The organism is Amycolatopsis sp. NPDC058340 (genome assembly GCF_042723975.1).
Classification (GTDB): domain Bacteria; phylum Actinomycetota; class Actinomycetes; order Mycobacteriales; family Pseudonocardiaceae; genus Amycolatopsis.
The window spans coordinates 73303-92770 of the sequence record NZ_JBHXIB010000007.1; the positions used below are offsets into that span (position 1 = coordinate 73303).

The following is a 19468-nucleotide window of genomic DNA, read 5'->3' on the forward strand; positions in this document are numbered from 1 at the left end:
TTGGCCCGGCCGACCCGCAGTGATCGATTGGCAAAGAAAAGTTGATCTCGACGACCATGCACTTCGCAGGTTGCGACCTGCACGTGCAGGTGCAAGACCTCCCGAAGCGGACCGGTGTTCCTGGGGACACCAGCATCGCCGGACGGGGTCCTTCACGTCGCGATCGATCACGTGGTCAGGCCGGGGTCGAGTTCCCCGCAGGCAGGTACCTCGCGGGAACGGACGCCTCAGACCGTGCCAGGACGCCGGACAGGGAGTCACCTACGTGACCGTTGCAGGAGAAGGCCAAGTGCCGGTCGGGGAGCTGCTGGGACGCACTCCCCGGCCATCTCGGTGGGCCACCGGCTGGCGCACGCTCGTGCGCTGGCGGGACTGGAGCCTGCCGGTGAAGCTGTCGGCAGTGACGCTGGTGCCGATCCTCATCGCGCTCGCACTGGGCATCGCCACCATCGCGGGCCAGGTCGGCCGGTCCGACGGCTACCAGCGGCTCGACCGTCTCGTCGCGCTGAGCGGGCATATCCGCACCCTCGCCGACGGCCTCGGCCGCGAACGCACCCAGTCCGCCGCCGGGCTGACCGCCGGCACCGTCGGCGGGACACTGGAACTCGGCTCGGCCCGCGCCGACGTCGACACCGCCATCCCGCTCTACGGTGCCGCCGCGTCCCGGGCCGTGGAGAACGAGCCGTCGCTCCGTCAGGCACGTGAAGCGGCGGCCGCCCAGCTCGACCGGCTGCCCGACATCCGGCAGCGGGCGTCCTCCGGGCAGCTCGACCCCGTCCAGGCGATCGGCGAGTACACCGAAGTCACCACCGCGCTGCTCGCCCTCGACACCGCGCTCGCGGCAGGCGCCAGCCAGGACGACCTCGGCGGCACCCCGACGGCGCTGCACGACCTCGCCGTGATGAAGGAACAACTGTCGCTGAGCCAGGCGCTGGTCTCCTTCGGCATCGCGCGGTCGAGCCTCGCGCCGAGCGAACTCGACCAGCTGCGCACCGCCGAACTCCGGCTGACCGACCGGCTCACCGACTTCCGCGCCGCGGCTTCGGAGCAGCAGCGCCAGGAGTTCAGCGCCGCCGTCACCGACCAGGCGATGGAAAACCGTGACAGGCTCGCGAAAACCGCGCTCGGCGAGCAGGGAACCCCGTCGGCGCAAGCGTTCCGCACGCTGTCCGCGCAGGGCTGGACCGACGCGTCGACCGCGGTGATCGGCAAGGTCGGCGAGGTCGCGAACAAATTCGGCGCCGAGACGAGCGCGGTGTCGGCGGAACTGGTCGACGACGCCAGCAGCGGCGCGGGTCTGCTCGCGGTCCTGCTGTTCGGCGCGATGGTGCTCGCCGTGGCCGTCGTCTTCCTCATCACCCGCCAGCTGCTTCGCTCGCTGAAGGTGCTGCGCGCCAGCGCCCTCGACGTCGCCGAGAAGCAGCTGCCCGACGCGGTCCGCAACATCCAGGAGGGCCGCTCGCAGGGCACCGACGTGCGGCCGGTCCCGGTCGGCAGCGACGACGAGATCGGCGAGGTCGCCAGGGCCTTCGACAAGGTGCACCACCAGGCGCTGCGCCTGGCCACCGAGCAGGCCTCGATGCGCACCGGCTACAGCAACGTGTTCGTCAACCTCTCCCGGCGCAGCCAGAGCCTCGTGCAGCGGCAGCTGCAGCTGATCGAGCGGCTGGAGCGCGACGAAGAGGACGCCGACCAGCTGGCCACGCTGTTCCAGCTGGACCACCTCGCCACCCGTATGCGCCGCAACAACGAGAACCTGATGGTGCTCTCCGGCGCCGAGCCGGGCAGGCGGTCCGGTCAGCCGGTCTCCGCCACCGACGTCGTGCGCGCGGCGGTGTCCGAGATCGAGCAGTACCAACGGGTCACCGTGCAGAACCCGCCGCCGGTGCGGCTGGTCGGGTACGCGGCCAACGATCTGATGCGCCTGATCGCCGAACTGCTGGACAACGCCACGGCGTTCTCCGCGCCGGAGACCCAGGTGACCGTCGCGACCAGGCTCGTCGAAGACGGCTCGTTCGGCATCGACATCCTCGACAAGGGCATCGGCATGAACGAGGCCGAGGTCGCCGAGGCCAACGCCCGGCTCACCGAGGCCCCCAACGTCGACCTCACCACTTCGCGCCGGATGGGCCTGTTCGTCGTCGGACGGCTGGCCAGCAGGCACCGCATCGGTGTCTCGCTGCACGGCGGCAAGGACATCGTCGGCGTGCGTGCCACCGTCTCGGTGCCGCCGGATCTGGTGATGGTCCCGCCCGGGGGAGACCCCGGCCCCGCGACCGGCCCGATCACCCAGCGCCTCGCGCCGTTGCCGCCGCAGCAGCCGGGCGGCCTGCCCCGCCGCCAGCGGCCCACGAACGGTTCACGCCCGGCGATGCCGAGCGTCCCTCCGCAGGGCGGCGAACGGTGGCCGTCGGCGAACGATCTGGCCGGGCACACCAAGCCCGGGGTGAACGGGCACAGCCACTCGCAGGAGCCGCGGCCGCCGTCCGATGTGGAGATCTCGGGAACGGCGCTGTTCAGCCCGATCCCGAAGGACGAGAAGACTCCGCAGCCCGCGCCGGAGCCCCGCCGTCCCGAACCGGAACCCGCCGCCGAGCCCGAGCCGGTCGCCAAGGAGGCGGACAAGCCCGCCCCGGCGGAAGGCGATCTGCCCAGTGGCAAGGAACTGTTCGAGGCCAAGAACAACACCACGCTGAGCGAATGGTGGAACCAGGCGGCCCCGCCCGCCCCGGCACCGGCAGCCCCGGCGGCGCCCAAGTCGGAGACGACGCCGATCTTCGACGAGATGCTGTCGGCGTGGTTCCGTTCGCCCGCGCCCGCTCCGGAAAAGCCCGCGGCCAAGAAGGAGAAGCCGGGGGAGAAGGAGCCCGAAGCGGAGAAGACGGCCGAGGCCGCTCCGACCGCCGAGCAGGAAGCCCGTACCTGGGACTTCGCCAGCGACAAGGCCTTCCGCACGGTGCAGGAGGTCTCCCAGAACGCCCCGTCGACGTTCACCGAGGCCGGGTTGCCGCGCCGCCGCAAGGGCGAGCAGCTTCTGCCGGGTAGCGCGGCGTCGTCGGCCCCGGCCGCCGAACCCGCCGCCAAATCGGAACTGCCGGTCCGCGACCCGGCGAACGTGCGCGGCAGGTTGAGCAGCTTCCAGCAGGGCGTCAAACGAGGGCGCAAGGAAGCGGCGGACAAGGCCACACCGGCCGCCGAGCAGGCCACCGCACAGCCGGACACGAAGCCCGAGCCCGCGAAGGCACCCGAGTCGTCGAAGGCACCCGAGACCGCGAAGACGCCGGAGACGGCCGAGCGGCCGTCGGCACCGCCCGCCGCGTTGCCCAGCCGGAAACCGCAGGCAGCGAGCCCGGAACCGGAGCCGGTCGCCGCCACCGAGCAGACGGACGCCTGGAACTTCGGCTCCGACGAGGGCTGGAAAGCCGCCCAAGCGGTGTCCCAGTCCGTGCCCTCCCGGATGACTTCGGCAGGATTACCCAGGCGCCGCCGCGGGGAGCAACTGCTCCCGGGCAGCGCGGGACCGCCCGCCGGGGCGGTCGCCCCCCGACCACAGCGAGACGCGCACGACGTGCGCGGTCGCCTGAGCAGTTTCCAGCAGGGCATCCAGCGCGGACGGCACCACACAGCCCAGGCGACCGAAGCCAACCACGAAACCCTGGAGGGTGAATGACCTCGCCGAACCCGGCCCAGCCCCAGCAGAACCAGTTCGGGTGGCTGGTGAACGACTTCGCCGAGCGGGTACCCGGAGTGGCGCACGCCGTGGTCGTGTCGGCTGACGGCCTCCTGCTCACCGCGTCCAGCAGGCTCCCGCTGGACCGCGCCGATCAGCTGGCCGCCGTCGCGTCCGGCCTGGTGAGCCTGACCCAGGGCGCCGCGCGCTGCTTCGAGGCGGGCGCGGTCAACGAGACCGTCGTCGAGATGGAACTCGGCATCATGGTGCTGATGTCCATCAGCGACGGCTCCTGCCTGGCCATCCTCGCCGCCCCCAACTGCGACATCGGGCAGGTCGCCTACGAGATGACGATGCTCGTCGATCGCGTCGGCCAGATCCTCACCCCGGAACTCCGCGCACAATTGCAGGGCGCCGGTGGGTCGCTGATCGGCGAACCGGTGGGATGATGTCCCGATGAGCACCGGATCCGGATCCTTCGGCGAACCGCCGGGGACGGGTGAGAACCAGCCCCCGCGCGCGGGGGCTGCCAATGCCGCCGGTTCACGGGACGACGGCACCTTCGCCGACGTCCTGAACGGCTTCACCTTGGATTCGGGTCGTGGTCGTCGGAAGCGCAAGAAGAGCAAGCAGTCAGAGGATTCCCAGGTGGGCGGGGCACACGCCACCGGGGAACCGGCAGTCCCGCAGCCGACCGATCAAGGAGACCGCGTGACCTCACTTGCCTCTCCACCCGACAGCGGCGCAGGTGCCGTCGGGCCGAGACCAGGTGGTCTTTTCGACCCGGGCCCGCCCAGCGGCGAGTTCATCATGCCCGCCGTCTTCGAGCAGGCGCCGTCTCCGCTCGAAGAGACGGCGATCGTCCGTCCCTATGCCCTCACCGGCGGCCGGACCAAGGCGAACTACGCTCTCGAGCTGGAGACCCTCATCTCCACCAAGGACCATGTCGCCGCGGGTAGCCTCCCCGCGGTGGCCGCGGACCAGATCGAGTGCGTCTCGATCATCGAGGAGTGCCGCACCCCGCGTTCGGTCGCCGAGATCGCGGCGACCCTGCGCGTACCGCTGGGTGTGGCACGCGTGCTGATCAGCGACGCGGCGGACGCGGGACTGGTCAGCGTGCACAAGACGATTTCGGGCAATGACGGCGCCGAGGCACATCTGGTGTTGATGGAAAGGGTTTTGAGTGGACTCCGTCGGCTTTAAGGCACCGCGGGAAACCGCGCCCCCGACCATGACATCCGCGAAGATCGTCGTGGCGGGTGGCTTCGGTGCGGGTAAGACGACCTTCGTCGGTTCGGTGTCGGAGATCGTCCCGCTCACCACCGAGGCGATGATGACGGACGCCAGTCGGGGGATCGACAACCTCGACCAGACGCCCAACAAATCGACCACCACGGTCGCGATGGACTTCGGCCGGGTCTCCCTGGACGCGGACCTGATCCTCTACCTGTTCGGCACGCCCGGGCAGCAGCGGTTCTGGTTCATGTGGGACGACCTCGTCCGCGGCGCGATCGGCGCCGTGGTGCTGGCCGACACGCGACGGCTGGCCGACTCGTTCGCGCCGATCGACTTCTTCGAGGACCGGGGCCTGCCCTATATCGTCGGGGTGAACACCTTCGACGGCATCCTCGAGCACGACATCAACGACGTGCGTGAAGCGCTGTCGATCGACCCCAACATCCCGATCGTCCGGTGCGACGCGCGGGAGCGGGAGTCGACGAAGCAGACGCTGATCACGCTGGTCGAGTACGCGATGCGGCAGTGGATCGCGTTGCGGGCGAGCAACGCGAGGTGATCCTGACGGCGGCAGCGTAGGGGCTGCCGCCCGGGTTTCACTTCTTCTCATAGGTCAGCAGGACCGCGCGCCCGTCGAGCGTGCGGGTGCCGGTCAGCCGCAGGTCCGTGCGGACACCGCCCGGGAAGACCTGCTTTCCGCCGCCGAGCACCACCGGGTGCACGACGATGTGGAACTCGTCGATCAGACCGCGATCGGCGAGCGCTCCCGCCAGTTCGGCCCCGCCCATCAGCAGCAGGTCCTTGCCCGGCCCGCGCTTCAGGTCGGCCGCGCGTTCGGCCAGGTCACCACCGATCACCTCGGTGTTCCAGTCCGCCTCTTCCAGTGTCCGGGAGAAGACGATCTTCGGCGTCTTCCGCCAGACAGGCGCGTACGCGAGGTCGTGCGGGTGGTCCGAGAGCTCCTCCGCTCGCGGCCAGTACGACGACATCATGTCCCAGACCCGCCGTCCGTAGACGAGAGTGTCGGCGCGGTCGGTGAGCTCCTGCGAGTGGGCGGACAGCTCCGGGCCCATCTCGGCCCAGTCGAACTCGCCGTCCGGGCCTTCGATGTGGCCGTCGAGCGAGGTGTGGACGGCGTAGACGAGCTTGCGCATGGCTTGATCCCTCCGGTGTGGCGCCCGCCTTCCGGGCGCCGGACACCGAGGGGTCGGAGCGGTCGCGGGGTTCTCGACATGCCTCCCCGCATTTAGTCCTCTGAATGCGTCAGTACTCGTCGTGCCGCTTCCACCAGTACCCGGGGCCGTCGGTCCCGCGGCCGCCCTCCTCCCAGGCCTCCTGCCGCCCGAGCGGCGTCAGGTCCAGGTAGCGCAGCGTCCCCACCAGCTGGTCCGCGCCGCGGCCGCTGGTGAAGTATGTCCGGAACACGTCGTCGCCGTCGCGCAGGAAGACGCTGACGCCGAACCCGCCGTCGACACCGCAGTCCGGGTTGAAGTCGCCGAGGGTCGAGACCCACGGCACGGTCCAGCCCATGCGCTCCTTGTACCGCTCGATCTCGGGCAGCGTCGCCGGCGCGACCACGTACAGCGTGGTGTCGCGGGCGTGCAGATGGGCGGGGTGGCCGATGTTGTCCACGAGCATCGAGCAGCCGGGGCAGCCCGCCTTCTGCCCGGGGGCGAGCATGAAGTGGTAGACGATCAGCTGACGTCGTCCCTCGAAGAGGTCCAGCAGGGTCATCTTGCCCTGGGGGCCTTCGAATTCGTAGCCGCTGTCGAAGCGGACCATCGGCAGCCGTCGCCGTTCGGCGGCGACCGCGTCGGTGGCGCGGGTCAGTTCCTTTTCCTTGGCCAGCAACGCGTCTCGGGCGATCTGCCACTCGTCGGCCGAGACGATCGGCGGCAGGGTGGTGGTCTCAGGCATCGCTTTCGCCTTTCTGAAGTTCGGCAAGGTGTTCTTCCATGCGGTCGAAACCGCCTTCCCAGAAGCGCCGGTAACGCTCGACCCAGTCGGAGACCTCGCCGAGCGGGGCGGCCTCCAGCCGGCAGGGCCGCCATTGCGCCGTCCGGCTCCGGCTGATCAAGCCCGCGCGTTCGAGGACCTTGAGGTGTTTCGAGACGGCTTGGAGGCTGACCGAAAAGGGTTCGGCCAGCTCGTTGACGCTGGCCTCGCCGGTGGCGAGCCGGGCGAGGATCGCCCGCCGGGTGGGGTCCGCCAAGGCGGCGAACGTGGCGCTGAGCTGATCAGTGGTCATCGCTGCTCAATCAATCGGTTGTTTAACCTATGGGTTGAATATACTGGTGCGAGTCGATCTGTCAAGGACGGGTGAGAGCGCCGTCACGCAAGTGGATGGGTTTAAAACAGTAGGAAGTCCTAGTATTTTGGAGGGATGAGCAGCGATCTGCACCGCCCCGTGAACCCCGTTCGCTTCGTGACGGCGTCGAGCCTCTTCGACGGACACGACGCGTCCATCAACATCATGCGGCGGATCCTGCAGTCGCAGGGCGCGGAGGTCGTGCACCTCGGGCACAACCGGTCGGTCGACGAGGTCGCCACCGCGGCCATCGCCGAGGACGTCCAGGGCGTGGCCATCAGCGCCTATCAGGGCGGGCACGTCGAGTACTTCAGCTACCTGGTCGAGCTGCTCAACGAGCGCGGCGCGGGGCATATCAAGGTGTTCGGCGGCGGTGGCGGCGTCATCGTCCGCGAGGAGATCGACCTGCTGCACTCGCGGGGGGTCGCGCGGATCTTCTCGCCCGAGGACGGCTACGAGATGGGCCTTCCGGGCATGATCAACCTGATGATCAAGGCCTGCGACACGGACCTGTCCGCGCAGTCGCCCGGCTCGCTCGACAAACTGCTTTCGGGTGACATCCCGGCGCTGTCCCGGGTCATCACGCAGCTTCAGCGCGAGGCGCTGCCGCAGGACGTGCTCGACAAGATCACGGAGGCCGCCAAGTCGCGGACGGTGCCGGTGCTCGGCATCACCGGGACGGGTGGTTCGGGCAAGTCGTCGCTCACCGACGAGCTGATCCGCCGGTTCCGGCTGGACCAGGAGGACAAGCTCCGCATCGCCGTACTCGCCGTCGACCCGTCGCGCCGCAAGGGCGGGGGCGCGCTGCTCGGCGACCGCATCCGGATGAACTGCCTCGACGGCAGCCCGGTCTACTTCCGTTCGCTCGCCACGCGGACCACCAGCGGCGAGATCCCCGCCGGGCTTTCCGAGTCCATCCTCGCCTGCAAGGCGGCGGGTTTCGACCTCGTGATCGTCGAGACGCCCGGTATCGGCCAGGGCGACGCCGGCATCGTCGACTACGTGGACCAGTCGCTGTACGTCATGACGCCGGAGTTCGGCGCGGCGTCGCAGCTGGAGAAGATCGACATGCTCGACTTCGCCGACGCGGTGGCGATCAACAAGTTCGAGCGCCGCGGCGCCGAAGACGCCCGTCGCGACGTCGCGCGCCAGCTCGTGCGCAACCGTGAGGCGTTCAGCTCCTCGCCCGAGGACATGCCGGTCTACGGCACCAGTGCCGCGAAGTTCAACGACGACGGCGTCACCGCGCTCTACCAGCACCTGCGCGACACTCTCGCCGAACGTGGGCTGACCGTTTCGGCGGGTGTGCTCCCGAAGGTCGAGGGCAAGGTCTCCACCGATGCCAGCACGATCATCCCGGCCAACCGGACCCGCTATCTGGCGGAGATCTCCGAGACCGTCCGCGGTTACCACGCCAAGACCGAGCAGCAGGTCGCCGCGCTGCGCAAACGCGAGCACCTCGCCGCCGCCAAGGAGGCGCTGGCCGCCGTCGACGCGAGCACCGACGCGCTCGACGGCCTGCTCGCCGCCGCCGAGTCCGATGTGGACGGTGAATCGACGAATCTGCTGGCTCGCTTCCAGGAGCTGGCCGAGTCCTACCGCGCCGACGAGCTGGTCGTGAAGATCCGCGACAAGGAACTACACACCCAGCTCTGGCGCGACACGCTCTCCGGCAACCGGATCCCGCGTGTGGCGCTGCCGCGCTACACCGAATCCGGCGAGCTGCTGTCGTTCCTGCGCCGCGAACACCTGCCCGGATACTTCCCTTACACCGCGGGCGTTTTCCCGTTCAAGCGCGAGGGGGAGGACCCGGCGCGCATGTTCGCCGGCGAGGGCGACCCGTTCCGGACCAACAAGCGGTTCAAGCTTCTCTCGGCCGATTCCGACGCGAAGCGCCTTTCGACCGCCTTCGACTCGGTGACGCTGTACGGGCACGACCCGCACACCCGCCCCGACATCTACGGCAAGGTCGGCACCTCGGGTGTCTCCATCGCGACGCTGGAGGACATGGAGGTGCTCTACGACGGCTTCGACCTGACGTCGCCGAGCACGTCGGTGTCGATGACGATCAACGGCCCGGCGCCGACGATCCTCGCGTTCTTCCTCAACACCGCGATCGACCAGCGGATGGCGGCGTTCAAGGCCGAGCACGGCCGCGAGCCGTCCGAAGCCGAGGCCGCCGAACTGCGCGAATGGGCGCTGCGCAACGTCCGCGGCACCGTGCAGGCGGACATCCTCAAGGAGGACCAGGGGCAGAACACCTGCATCTTCTCCACCGAGTTCAGCCTGCGCATGATGGCCGACATCCAGGAATGGTTCATCGAGCACGGCGTCCGGAACTTCTACTCCGTCTCGATCTCCGGCTATCACATCGCCGAGGCCGGGGCGAACCCGATCTCGCAGCTGGCGTTCACCCTGTCGAACGGTTTCACCTACGTCGAGAGCTACCTGGCGCGCGGGATGGACATCGACGACTTCGCGCCGAACCTGTCGTTCTTCTTCTCCAACGGCATGGACGCCGAGTACTCGGTGCTGGGCCGGGTGGCGCGCCGGATCTGGGCCGTCGCGATGCGGGAGCGCTACGGCGCCAACGAGCGTTCGCAGAAGCTCAAGTACCACGTGCAGACCTCCGGCCGGTCGCTGCACGCGCAGGAGATGAGCTTCAACGACATCCGCACCACGCTGCAGGCGCTGTGTGCGCTCTACGACAACGCGAACTCCTTGCACACCAACGCTTTCGACGAGGCGATCACCACTCCGTCGGAGAGTTCGGTGCGCCGCGCGATGGCCATCCAGATGATCATCAACAGGGAGTGGGGCCTGTCGAAGAACGAGAACCCGTTGCAGGGCTCGTTCATCATCGACGAGCTGACCGACCTGGTCGAAGAGGCCGTGCTGCTGGAATTCGACCGGATCTCCGAACGCGGCGGCGTGCTGGGCGCGATGGAGACCGGCTACCAGCGCGGCAAGATCCAGGACGAGTCGATCCTCTACGAACGCCAGAAGCACGACGGCACGCTGCCGATCATCGGCGTCAACACCTTCCGCAACCCGAACGGCGGCGAGGACGACGTCGAGGTGGAACTCGCGCGGGCGACCGAGGACGAGAAGCGTTCGCAGCTGGAGCGGCTCGAGGACTTCCAGCGCCGCCACCAGGCCGAGGCGCAGGTCGCGCTCAAGACGCTGCGCGAGGCCGCGACCCGCGGCGGCAACCTGTTCGGCGTGCTGATGGACGCGGCGAGGGTGTGCTCGCTCGGCCAGATCACCGAGGCGTTCTTCGAGGTGGGCGGGCAGTACCGGCGCAACGTCTAGCGGGGCGGGAATATGGCGCGGCGTGTCCGGGTAGTTACCGGGCATGGAGATCGGAATCGCCACCTTCATCACCGATGAAGGCATCAGGCCGGACGTCCTCGCCGCAGCAGCCGAAGAGCGCGGGTTCAGCTCGCTCCACATCGCCGAGCATTCGCATATCCCGGTCAGCCGGGAAACGCCGTACCCGGGCGGTGGCGAGCTGCCGCGGATCTACTACCGGACCCTGGACCCGTTCGTCGCGCTGACCGCGGCGGCCGGGGCCACCTCGACGTTGAAGCTGGGCACGGGCGTCGCGTTGCTGCAGCAGCGCGACGTCATCCACACGGCGAAAGAGGTCGCTTCGCTCGACCTGGTTTCGCGGGGCCGGTTCGTCTTCGGTGTCGGTGTCGGGTGGAACCGGGAGGAAATGCGCAATCACGGCACGGATCCGCGCACCCGCGGCGCGCTCGTCGACGAGCAGCTCGCGGCACTGAAGGAGATCTGGACGAAGGACGAGGCCGAGTTCCACGGCGAATACGTCGACTTCGACCCGATCTTCGCGTGGCCGAAGCCGGTGCAGAAGCCGCATCCGCCCATCTACATCGGCGGCGCGGGGCAGAAGGCGATGGAGCGGATCGCCAAGTACGGCGACGGCTGGCTGCCGCACGCCCACACCCCGCCGGAAGAGCTTCGCCGGGCGCGGCAGTGGCTGGCGGACCAGGGCCGTGGTGATCTCAAGTTCTCGGCCTTCGGTGCCACCCCGGAAGAGGGCGCGCTGGCCAGGCTGGCCGAGGGTGGTGTCGACGAGGCGACGCTCTTCCTGCCGACCGAGCCCGAAGCGGCGACACTGGACCGACTCGACCAGTTCGCGAAGGTCGCCGAGAGCTTTCGAAAGGGGCAGCAGGCGTGACTGAGGTTCAAATCGGCTTGGCCGCGGCGCTGGAGCAGTTCTCTCCGCGCGAGTCGATCCGGCTGGCCGCACTGGCCGAACAGCACGGGTTCTCCGGCCAGATGGCCGCCGACCACTTCCAGCCGTGGGTCCCTCAACAGGGTGAAGCGTCGTTCGTGTGGAGCGTGCTCGCGTCGTTGGCGGAGAACACCACCGGTGACCTCGGGCCGGGTGTGACGTGCCCGTCGTTCCGGCTGCACCCGTCGATGGTCGCGCAGGCCGCGGCGACGCTGGAGGCGACCTACCCGGGCCGGACCTGGCTCGGCATCGGCTCCGGCGAAGCGCTCAACGAGCACATCATCGGCGGCTACTGGCCCGAAGCGCCCGAGCGCGTCCGGCGGATGTTCGAGGCGCTCGAAGTGATCCGGAAGCTGTTCACCGGCAAGGACGTCAAGCACAGCGGCGAGTTCTTCAAGCTGCACACCACCCGGCTGTGGACGCTGCCGGACGAGCCGCCGCCGATCTACATCGCGTCGGCGGGCCCGTACACCTCGCGCAAGACCGGTGAGCTCGCGGACGGGCTGATCACGCCGGGCGCGTCGATCGAGAAGCTGGCGGGGATCCTCGACAACTTCGGCACCGGCGCGCGCAAGGCGGGCAAGGACCCGGACTCGATGCCGAAGCTGCTGCAGGTGCACCTGTCGTGGGCCGAGGACGACGAGACGGCGTGGGCCAACGCGCTCGACCAGTGGCCCAACGGCGGCATGAAGTTCCCGAAGGCCGACATCCGCTCGCCGTTCGACTTCGCGCAGATGGCGAAACTGGTGCGGCGTGAGGACTTCGAGGGGCGCATGGTCGTCTCGTCCGATCCGGACGTGCACCGCGCGGCGCTGCAGAAGTACGTCGACGCCGGCTTCAACCGGATCTACATCCACAACGTGGGCCGGAACCAGGACCAGTTCATCGAGACCTTCGGGCGGGACGTGCTGCCGAAGCTGACCGCCTGACCCGCCTCGTGAGTGGTAAGGACGGTTCTAACCGTCCTTACCACTCACGAGGTCTTCAGACGTTCTTGTCCAGCAGCAGGTGCACCGACAGCTCCAGCCGGTTCGCGACGTCGGCCGCCGACGCGCGCCGCGTCACCCAGGCGACCAGATTCGCCATCCAGACGTCGGCGATGACGTGGAAGATGTCGCGATCGGCCTCGGTCGGGTCTTCGATGCCCATGGCCTTGGCGAACATGTTCTCCATCAGCCGCCCGACCTGTTCGACCTCGGCGGCAGCGGTCGTGTCGGCGAACATGAACGCGCGGACCATCGCCTCGGTGAGGTGCGGGTCCCGCTGCATCAGCCGGGTGTTGCGGCCGAGGACGAACATCAGCCGCTCGCTCGGGGTGTCGCCGGGGATGGCGGCGCGGTCGAGTTTCTCCTGCGCGCGCTCGAATTCCCTGGCCAGGCCGGAAACCAGCAGGTGGATCTTCGAGGGGAAGTAGCGGTACAGCGTGCCGAGCGCGACATCCGCCTTCTCGGCGACCGCCCTCATCTGGACGGCGTCGTACCCGCCCTTCGCGGCGAGCGTCAGGGTCGCGTCGATGATGCGGCGCCGCCGGTCGCGTTGGGCCGCGGAGCCCAGTTCCTCGCCGCCCAGCGCGGAGAGACCGTTGCCGCTTCGCGCCTTCGCGGTCGTGGGCGCCTTGGCCTTCCCTGGCATCGCCACATCCCCCTTCTCGGAACTTGTTCCACTTTCCCCGCGTAGCGTACCTAAGCGGACGAACTGTTCAAGACGTGACCCACTGGGCAAGAAACTGTAACACGTTCTACACTCGCGGGTAGGTCCGGCGAGGAGGTCTCACCCGTGTCGATCGTGCTCACCGAAGAACAAGCGGCCTTGGCCGCGTCGATCCGCGCCTGGGCGGCTTCCGTCCGTCCCGTCGACGCCGTCCGAAGTGGCCGGATCACCGAGCCACCGCCGGGGCTGGCGGAACTCGGCCTGTTCGGCGTGGCGATTCCCGAAGACGTGGGCGGTGCCGGCGGAACGCTCGCCGATCTGGCCGCCGGGCTCGCCGAAGCAGCCGAAGCGCTCGTACCCGGCCCTGTCCTCGGAACGGCGCTGGGTGGCGCGCTGCTCGCGACGGTTCCCCAGACCGCCAAGGAGATCCTGCCCGGTCTCGCGGACGGGACCGAACGGCTGGCGGTGGTGCTGGGCGGTGGTTTCCGCATCGAGGATTCAGTCGTCGACGGCGAGTCGGGACCGGCTCTCGACGTTCACCCGTCGGCGTGGACGCTGGTCTCCGACGGCGCCGTCACCGCGCTCATCGCGCCCGGAGCGTCCGGAATGGACATCGAGCAGTGCGAGCCGTTCGATCTGTCGCGGCCGGTCGGCCGGGTCCGGTGCTCGAAAGCGCGGGCCGAAGCGGTTTTCGAGGCACTGCCGGTGGATTCCTACGCCGCCACGCTCGGTGCCGCCGAAGCCGCGGGGATCGCCCGATGGTGTCTCCGGACCGCCGTCGAGTACGCGAAGGTCCGGGAGCAGTTCGGCCGCCCCATCGGGTCGTTCCAGGCGATCAAGCATCTGTGCGCGGAAATGCTGTGCCGGGCCGAAGCCACCGACGCGCTCGCGTGGGACGCGGCGATGGCCGCCGAAGACCCCGCACAGCACGCTTTCGCGGCGGCGACTGCCGCGGCCTACGCACTCGACGCGGCCGTGACCAACGCGAAGGACTGCATCCAGATCCTCGGCGGCATCGGATTCACCTGGGAGCACGACGCGCACTTCTACCTACGCCGCGCCGTCGCCCTGCGGCAGTGGCTCGGCGGTTCGGCCCGCTGGCGCCGTCGCGCCGCCGAACTCGCACTGCGCGGCGACCGCCGGACACTGAGCGTCGACGTCGGCGAAGACGCCGGACTTCGTGACCTGGTAAGCGAAATCGCCGCGTTGCCCGAGCCGGAGCGACGGGTCGCGCTGGCCGATTCGGGACTGCTGGCCCCGCACTGGCCCGCGCCGTACGGAAGGGGCGCCACGGCCGCCGAGCAGCTGCGGATCGACGCCGCGCTCGACGGCGCGGGTGTCCGCCGCCCGGATCTGGTCATCGGCGGCTGGGCCGTGCCGACGTTGCTGGAACACGGCTCCCCGGCGCAGCGCGAACGTTTCGCCGCACCGACATTGCGCGGCGAGATCATCTGGTGCCAGTTGTTCAGCGAGCCGGGGGCGGGTTCGGATCTCGCGTCGCTGCGCACGACCGCCCGGCGCGTCGACGGCGGATGGCTGCTCAACGGCCAGAAGGTGTGGACCTCGCTCGCGCGCGAAGCCGACTGGGCGATCTGCCTGGCGCGCACCGATCCCGACGCGCCGAAACACAAGGGGATCACCTACTTCCTGGTCGACATGACCGCCGGCGGGATCAGTACGCGGCCCCTGCGCGAGATCACCGGCGACGCCGTCTTCAACGAGGTGTTCCTCGACGACGTGTTCGTCCCGGACGAGATGGTGGTCGGGGAGGTCGACGGCGGTTGGCGGCTCGCGCGGACGACGCTGGCGAACGAGCGGGTCGCCCTCGGGAGCGGCTCGGCGGTGGGGGAGGGCGTCGAGAACCTGCTCGCCACCCTGGGAGACGGCGCCGACCTGGAGGAACTCGGTGCGCTGATCGCCGACGGGAGCGCGTGTTCGGTGCTGGACCTGCGGGCGACGCTGCGGCGGCTCGACGGGCAAGACCCCGGCGCCGAGTCGAGTGTGCGCAAGCTGCTGGGGGTGCGGCATCGGCAGGCGGTGGCGGAGTTCGCGCTGAAGTCGCTCGGTGAGCGCGCCCTCGTGGACGGCGACCCGGCGCAGCACGAGTTCCTGCTGACCCGGTGCCTCAGCATCGCGGGCGGGACGACCCAGGTGCTGCTGTCGCTGACGGCCGAGCGGTTGCTGGGGCTGCCTCGGTCCTGAAAGTCCCTGTCACGGCCTTTTCGTGTGCCATGAAAGGTCCCTTCCTCGCAAAATCCGCCGGGAAAGGACCTGTCACGGCACCGCCGCCCGAACGATGTCGGTCCCGTGCTCTAGCGTGCGAGGCGTGGAGTTCGGCACAGGAACCCAAGCCACCTTCGTCCCGTCGGATCCCCCGCGGGACGGCGTGCTGGCGCTCTGGGGAGACGGCGTAGCGGGTGACACCGCGATCGAACTCGTGCTTCCGGCGGGCAAGGTCTTCCGGCGCACGAAGGTCGACGCGGCACTCGTCCCGTTGTCACGCGCGATTCCGCGGCTGCTCACCGCGGAGGGCGAGCTGAGCCCGGCCATCGCCGCGTGGTCGGCCGTCGCCGAGGCCGGGGTGAACCTCATCGCCCGCGGCAGGTTGCTGCCCGCGGCCTCACCCGGCGGGGTGGATTCGTGGCGGGTCGGCCCGCTCGACGTCGCCGACGAGGAGCTGCTGCGCGGGCTCGCCGCCGCGCTGCCGCCCGAGGCGCACGCGCTGCCGCTGTCCGGGCTGAAACGGATCCGGCTGCATTCGCCGGAGTCGTTGATCCGCGCGCTCTGGGACGCGACGGCGGACGTGCTTGTCCGCACGCCGGCCGCGAGTGTCGCGGCGGGCGGTCCGGCGTTCGCCGCCGCCCAGCCGACGCTGGTCGGGCCGGACGGTGCCGCATGGCTCGCGGAACTGAGCGCCCGGCAGGCCCAGGGCGCGCATCTCGTCCTGCGCATGGAGGTGCACGAACCCGAAAATCCCGAAGACGAGCCCACGTTCGAGGCCGTCCTCGCCGTGCGGAGCGCCGCCGACCCGAGCCTGATCGTCGAGGCGGCCACGTTGTGGGACGCGCCGGAGGCGGTGCTGGAACGCATGGGTGAGCAGGTCGAGACGCAGTTGCTGCTCGGCCTGCGCCGGGGCGCCAGGGCGTGGGCGCCGCTGGGCCGCATGCTCCAGTCCGCCGCGCCGACCGGGCTGGCGCTGGACTACGACGAGGTCGTCGACCTGCTGACCCACGGGGACGCGGCGCTGGGCGGTGCCGGCATCGAGGTGCAGTGGCCGAAGGACCTCTTCGCGGGTGAGCTCAAGGCGAAGGCGAGCGCGACGCAGGCCCCGGGCAGCGTCACCGGGCCCGAGTTCACGCTCAAGAGCCTGCTGCGGTTCCACTGGCGGATGAGTCTCGGCGACGAGGACCTCACCGACGCCGAGGTCACCGCGCTCGCGGAGGCGAAGCGGCCACTGGTGCGGCTGCGGGGCAAATGGGTCAAGGTCGACGCGCGGCTGATCGCCAAGGTGCGCGCCCACCGGACGAAGAAGCTGTCCGGGGCCGAGGCGCTGGCCGCGGCGCTCACCGGCGAACTGGAGCTGGACGGCGAAAAGGTCGAGTTCACCGCGCCGTCGGCGTTGACGGGGCTGCTGCAGCGAATCCGTGACAGCGCCGCGGAGCCGATCGAGCAGCCCGCGGAACTCAAGGCGACACTGCGGCCGTACCAGAAGGCGGGGCTGGCTTGGCTGGCGACGATGACCGGGCTCGGTCTCGGCGCCTGCCTCGCCGACGACATGGGGCTCGGCAAGACGATCCAGCTCATCTCCCTGCACCTGCACCGCCGCCCGCGCGGCGAGGGGCCCACGCTCGTCCTGTGCCCGACGTCGTTGCTGGGCAACTGGGAACGGGAATTCGCCCGGTTCGCGCCGGACATCCCGGTGCGCCGGTTCCACGGTGGCGGTCGGCATCTCGACGAGGTCGCGCCGGACGAGGTCGTGCTCGCCACGTACGGTGTGCTCCGCCGCGATCGCGAGACACTGTCCGAAGTGGACTGGGGGATGATCGCCGCCGACGAGGCGCAGCACGTCAAGAACCCGCTTTCGGTCACCGCCAAGGAACTGCGGAAGATCCCGGCCGCCGCGAAGGTCGCGCTGACCGGGACGCCGATGGAGAACCGGCTCACCGAACTGTGGTCCATCATCGACTGGACGACGCCGGGCCTGCTCGGTTCGCTCGACGGGTTCCGCCGCAAGGTCGCCCGCCCGATCGAGCGGGACCGGGACACCGCGGCGACCGAACGGCTCGCCGCGACCGTGCGGCCGTTCCTGTTGCGCCGCAAGAAAACCGACCCGGATATCGCGCCAGAGCTCCCGCGCAAGACCGAGACCGACCGGTTCGTCCCGCTCACCGCCGAGCAGACGACGCTGTACGAGGCCGTGGTCCGGGAGAACCTCGCGATGATCCGCGAGTTGGACGGGGTGGCCCGGCGCGGGCAGGTGCTCAAACTGCTCACCGAGCTCAAGCAGATCTGCAACCATCCGGCGCAGTACCTCAAGGAACCCGGGGTGCTGCACGGCCGGTCCGGCAAACTCGCCGCGTTCGAGGAACTGCTCGACGTCATCCTCGACGAGGGCGACAGCGTGCTCGTGTTCAGCCAGTACGTCCAGCTGTGCCGCCTGCTGGAGAAACGCCTGGCCGAACGCGGGCTGCCGACGATGCTGCTGTCCGGGTCGAGCACGCCCAGGGTCCGGGAGGAGATGGTCGCCCGGTTCCAGGCCGGCGAGGTCCCGGTGTTCCTGCTTTCGCTCAAGGCGGGCGGGGTCGGGCTCAACCTGACCAAGGCCACCCACGTGATCCACTACGACCGCTGGTGGAACCCGGCGGTCGAGGATCAGGCCACCGACCGCGCGTACCGGATCGGGCAGGACCGGCCGGTCCAGGTGCACCGGCTGATCGCCGAAGGCACGCTCGAGGAGCGCATCGCCAAGGTCCTGGAGACCAAACGCGGGCTCGCCGACGCCGTCATCGGCGCGGGCGAGGACTGGATCACCGAGCTGTCCGACGACGAACTGGCCGACCTGGTCCGGCTCGGGGAGACGTGATGCCCGGCGTGACAGGGCGGAAACGGCGCACCTTCGGCAACACGTGGTGGGGCAAGGCGTGGGTCGAGGCGCTGGAGGAGCGCGCCAAACTCGACCCGAACCGCCTGCCGCGCGGCCGGACGTACGCGCGCAAAGGCACCGTCAGCAAGCTCGCGGTCGGCGCGGGCGAGGTGACGGCCTGGGTGCAGGGCAGCCGGGCGGTGCCGTACCGGGTGACCATCCACATGCGGGCGTTCACCGAGCCGCAGTGGGAGAGCCTGCTCGGCATGGTCGGCTCACGGCTCGGGCATGTCGCCGCCCTCCTCGACGGCGAATTGCCCGGCGAGCTGGCCGAGGACGCGCGGACCGCCGGCGCGGACCTGCTGCCGGGTCCCGGTGATCTGCGCCCGAAGTGCTCCTGCCCGGACAGCGCGAACCCGTGCAAGCACGTCGCCGCGGTGTACTACCTGGTCGCGGACGAGGTCGACGCCGATCCGTTCGTGCTGTTCCTGTTGCGCGGCAGGCCGAGGGAGGCCGTGCTCGCGGAACTGCGGTCCCGCCGCGCGCCCGCGAGCGCGCCGGGCAAGCGGATGCGCGCCCCCGCCGCGCCCGGCGTGGACCCGAAACGCGCGTACACCCGGCGGATCGCCGCGCTGCCGCCGCGACCGGCCGTTCCGGGCACGGTCGGGCCGCCCGCGGTCCTCGACGTCGATCCGCCGCATCGCACCGGCTGGAGCGGGGAGATGTTCGTCGAACTGGCCGCGGACGCCGCCGCGAGGGCGTGGGAGCTGCTGGTCATGGGGCCCGAACGCGAGGTGGAGCTGTCGTTCGAGGAAGACCTCGCGCGCCGTGCGGCGGCGAGCGATCCGCACGTGGTCGCCGAACTCGCCGAAGCGGCCGAGGTGGCGGTGCGGGATCTGGCCCTGTGGGCGCAGGCCTGGCGTGAGGCGGGCCGGGGCGGGATGGCGGTGGTCCGGGAAGCGTGGCGGCCGGGGCAGGCGCCGCTCGCCCAGGCCAAGGCGGACCTGGCCGAGTCGGGGCTGCCGGGAGAAGCCAAGACCTGGCGGAACCGGATCACCCAAGGCGATCTGCAACTGCGCTACGGCCGCGACGAACGGTGGTACCGGTTCGTCCGCGACGGCGAAGGCTGGCGGGTCGACGGCCCGTCCTCCGCCCGGCCGACCGACGTGATCTACCCACCCTGACCTCCCGTCTCGTGAGTGGCGAGGACGGGTGGAAACCGGCACGCCACAACAGACCCAAATGGGAGCATACCGGGGGTTT

General features: G+C 69.9%; 14 protein-coding genes. 10 read left to right on the forward strand and 4 right to left on the reverse strand.

Features of this window, described 5'->3' with window-relative positions:
• Positions 1-289: 289 nt before the first annotated feature.
• The 4 genes from ACFWIW_RS11725 to ACFWIW_RS11740 are packed head-to-tail and all read left to right on the forward strand — an operon-like array spanning position 290 to position 5465.
• Complete coding sequence (locus tag ACFWIW_RS11725) at positions 290-3670, forward strand: nitrate- and nitrite sensing domain-containing protein (protein WP_378368539.1); 3381 nt, start codon at positions 290-292, stop codon at positions 3668-3670.
• Positions 3667-4119 (forward strand): roadblock/LC7 domain-containing protein, encoded by a 453-nt coding sequence (locus tag ACFWIW_RS11730; protein ID WP_005166055.1) that lies wholly within the window; start codon positions 3667-3669, stop codon positions 4117-4119. Before ACFWIW_RS11725 ends, ACFWIW_RS11730 begins: the two co-directional genes overlap by 4 nt.
• A gap of 7 nt (positions 4120-4126) precedes the next feature.
• Positions 4127-4873, forward strand: coding sequence for a DUF742 domain-containing protein (locus ACFWIW_RS11735; RefSeq protein ID WP_378368402.1), 747 nt, complete (start codon positions 4127-4129; stop codon positions 4871-4873).
• A 28-nt stretch (positions 4874-4901) separates the two neighbouring features.
• Entirely contained in the window at positions 4902-5465 is a 564-nt protein-coding gene (locus ACFWIW_RS11740; protein ID WP_007033694.1) for an ATP/GTP-binding protein, read from the forward strand.
• 37 nt (positions 5466-5502) lie between these two features.
• Here the strand turns inward: ACFWIW_RS11740 and ACFWIW_RS11745 are convergent, their stop codons facing one another.
• From ACFWIW_RS11745 to ACFWIW_RS11755, 3 genes are all read right to left on the reverse strand, one after another.
• Positions 5503-6060 (reverse strand): dihydrofolate reductase family protein, encoded by a 558-nt coding sequence (locus ACFWIW_RS11745; RefSeq protein WP_378368403.1) that lies wholly within the window; start codon positions 6058-6060, stop codon positions 5503-5505.
• 109 nt (positions 6061-6169) lie between these two features.
• Positions 6170-6823, reverse strand: coding sequence for a DUF899 domain-containing protein (locus tag ACFWIW_RS11750; protein WP_378368404.1), 654 nt, complete (start codon positions 6821-6823; stop codon positions 6170-6172).
• The gene (locus ACFWIW_RS11755; RefSeq protein ID WP_378368405.1) at positions 6816-7154 is read right to left on the reverse strand and encodes an ArsR/SmtB family transcription factor; all 339 of its coding nucleotides are present in this window, start codon (positions 7152-7154) and stop codon (positions 6816-6818) included. Before ACFWIW_RS11755 ends, ACFWIW_RS11750 begins: the two co-directional genes overlap by 8 nt.
• Positions 7155-7289: 135 nt before the next feature.
• On the opposite strand from ACFWIW_RS11755, the gene icmF reads away from it, so the two are divergent.
• Genes icmF through ACFWIW_RS11770 form a run of 3 tightly spaced genes read left to right on the forward strand, consistent with a single transcriptional unit; the run spans position 7290 to position 12401 of the window.
• On the forward strand, positions 7290-10526 hold the full coding sequence (gene icmF / locus ACFWIW_RS11760) for a fused isobutyryl-CoA mutase/GTPase IcmF (protein WP_378368406.1): 3237 nt from the start codon (positions 7290-7292) through the stop codon (positions 10524-10526).
• 43 nt (positions 10527-10569) lie between these two features.
• Positions 10570-11415, forward strand: coding sequence for an LLM class F420-dependent oxidoreductase (locus tag ACFWIW_RS11765; protein ID WP_378368407.1), 846 nt, complete (start codon positions 10570-10572; stop codon positions 11413-11415).
• On the forward strand, positions 11412-12401 hold the full coding sequence (locus ACFWIW_RS11770) for a TIGR03557 family F420-dependent LLM class oxidoreductase (protein ID WP_034322416.1): 990 nt from the start codon (positions 11412-11414) through the stop codon (positions 12399-12401). Before ACFWIW_RS11765 ends, ACFWIW_RS11770 begins: the two co-directional genes overlap by 4 nt.
• A gap of 55 nt (positions 12402-12456) precedes the next feature.
• Here ACFWIW_RS11770 and kstR read toward each other — a convergent pair whose 3' ends face one another.
• On the reverse strand, positions 12457-13104 hold the full coding sequence (gene kstR / locus ACFWIW_RS11775) for a cholesterol catabolism transcriptional regulator KstR (protein WP_378368408.1): 648 nt from the start codon (positions 13102-13104) through the stop codon (positions 12457-12459).
• A gap of 144 nt (positions 13105-13248) precedes the next feature.
• Between kstR and ACFWIW_RS11780 the strand changes: the two genes are divergently transcribed.
• From ACFWIW_RS11780 to ACFWIW_RS11790, 3 genes are all read left to right on the forward strand, one after another.
• Positions 13249-15324 carry an acyl-CoA dehydrogenase family protein gene (locus tag ACFWIW_RS11780; RefSeq protein WP_378368409.1) on the forward strand — a complete coding sequence of 692 codons (2076 nt, stop codon included), beginning with the start codon at positions 13249-13251 and terminating at the stop codon, positions 15322-15324.
• Positions 15325-15418: 94 nt separating this feature from the next.
• Positions 15419-18205, forward strand: a complete 2787-nt coding sequence (locus tag ACFWIW_RS11785; protein WP_378368410.1) for a DEAD/DEAH box helicase — start codon at positions 15419-15421, stop codon at positions 18203-18205.
• On the forward strand, positions 18205-19389 hold the full coding sequence (locus ACFWIW_RS11790; protein ID WP_378368411.1) for an SWIM zinc finger family protein: 1185 nt from the start codon (positions 18205-18207) through the stop codon (positions 19387-19389). Before ACFWIW_RS11785 ends, ACFWIW_RS11790 begins: the two co-directional genes overlap by 1 nt.
• Positions 19390-19468: the final 79 nt, after the last annotated feature.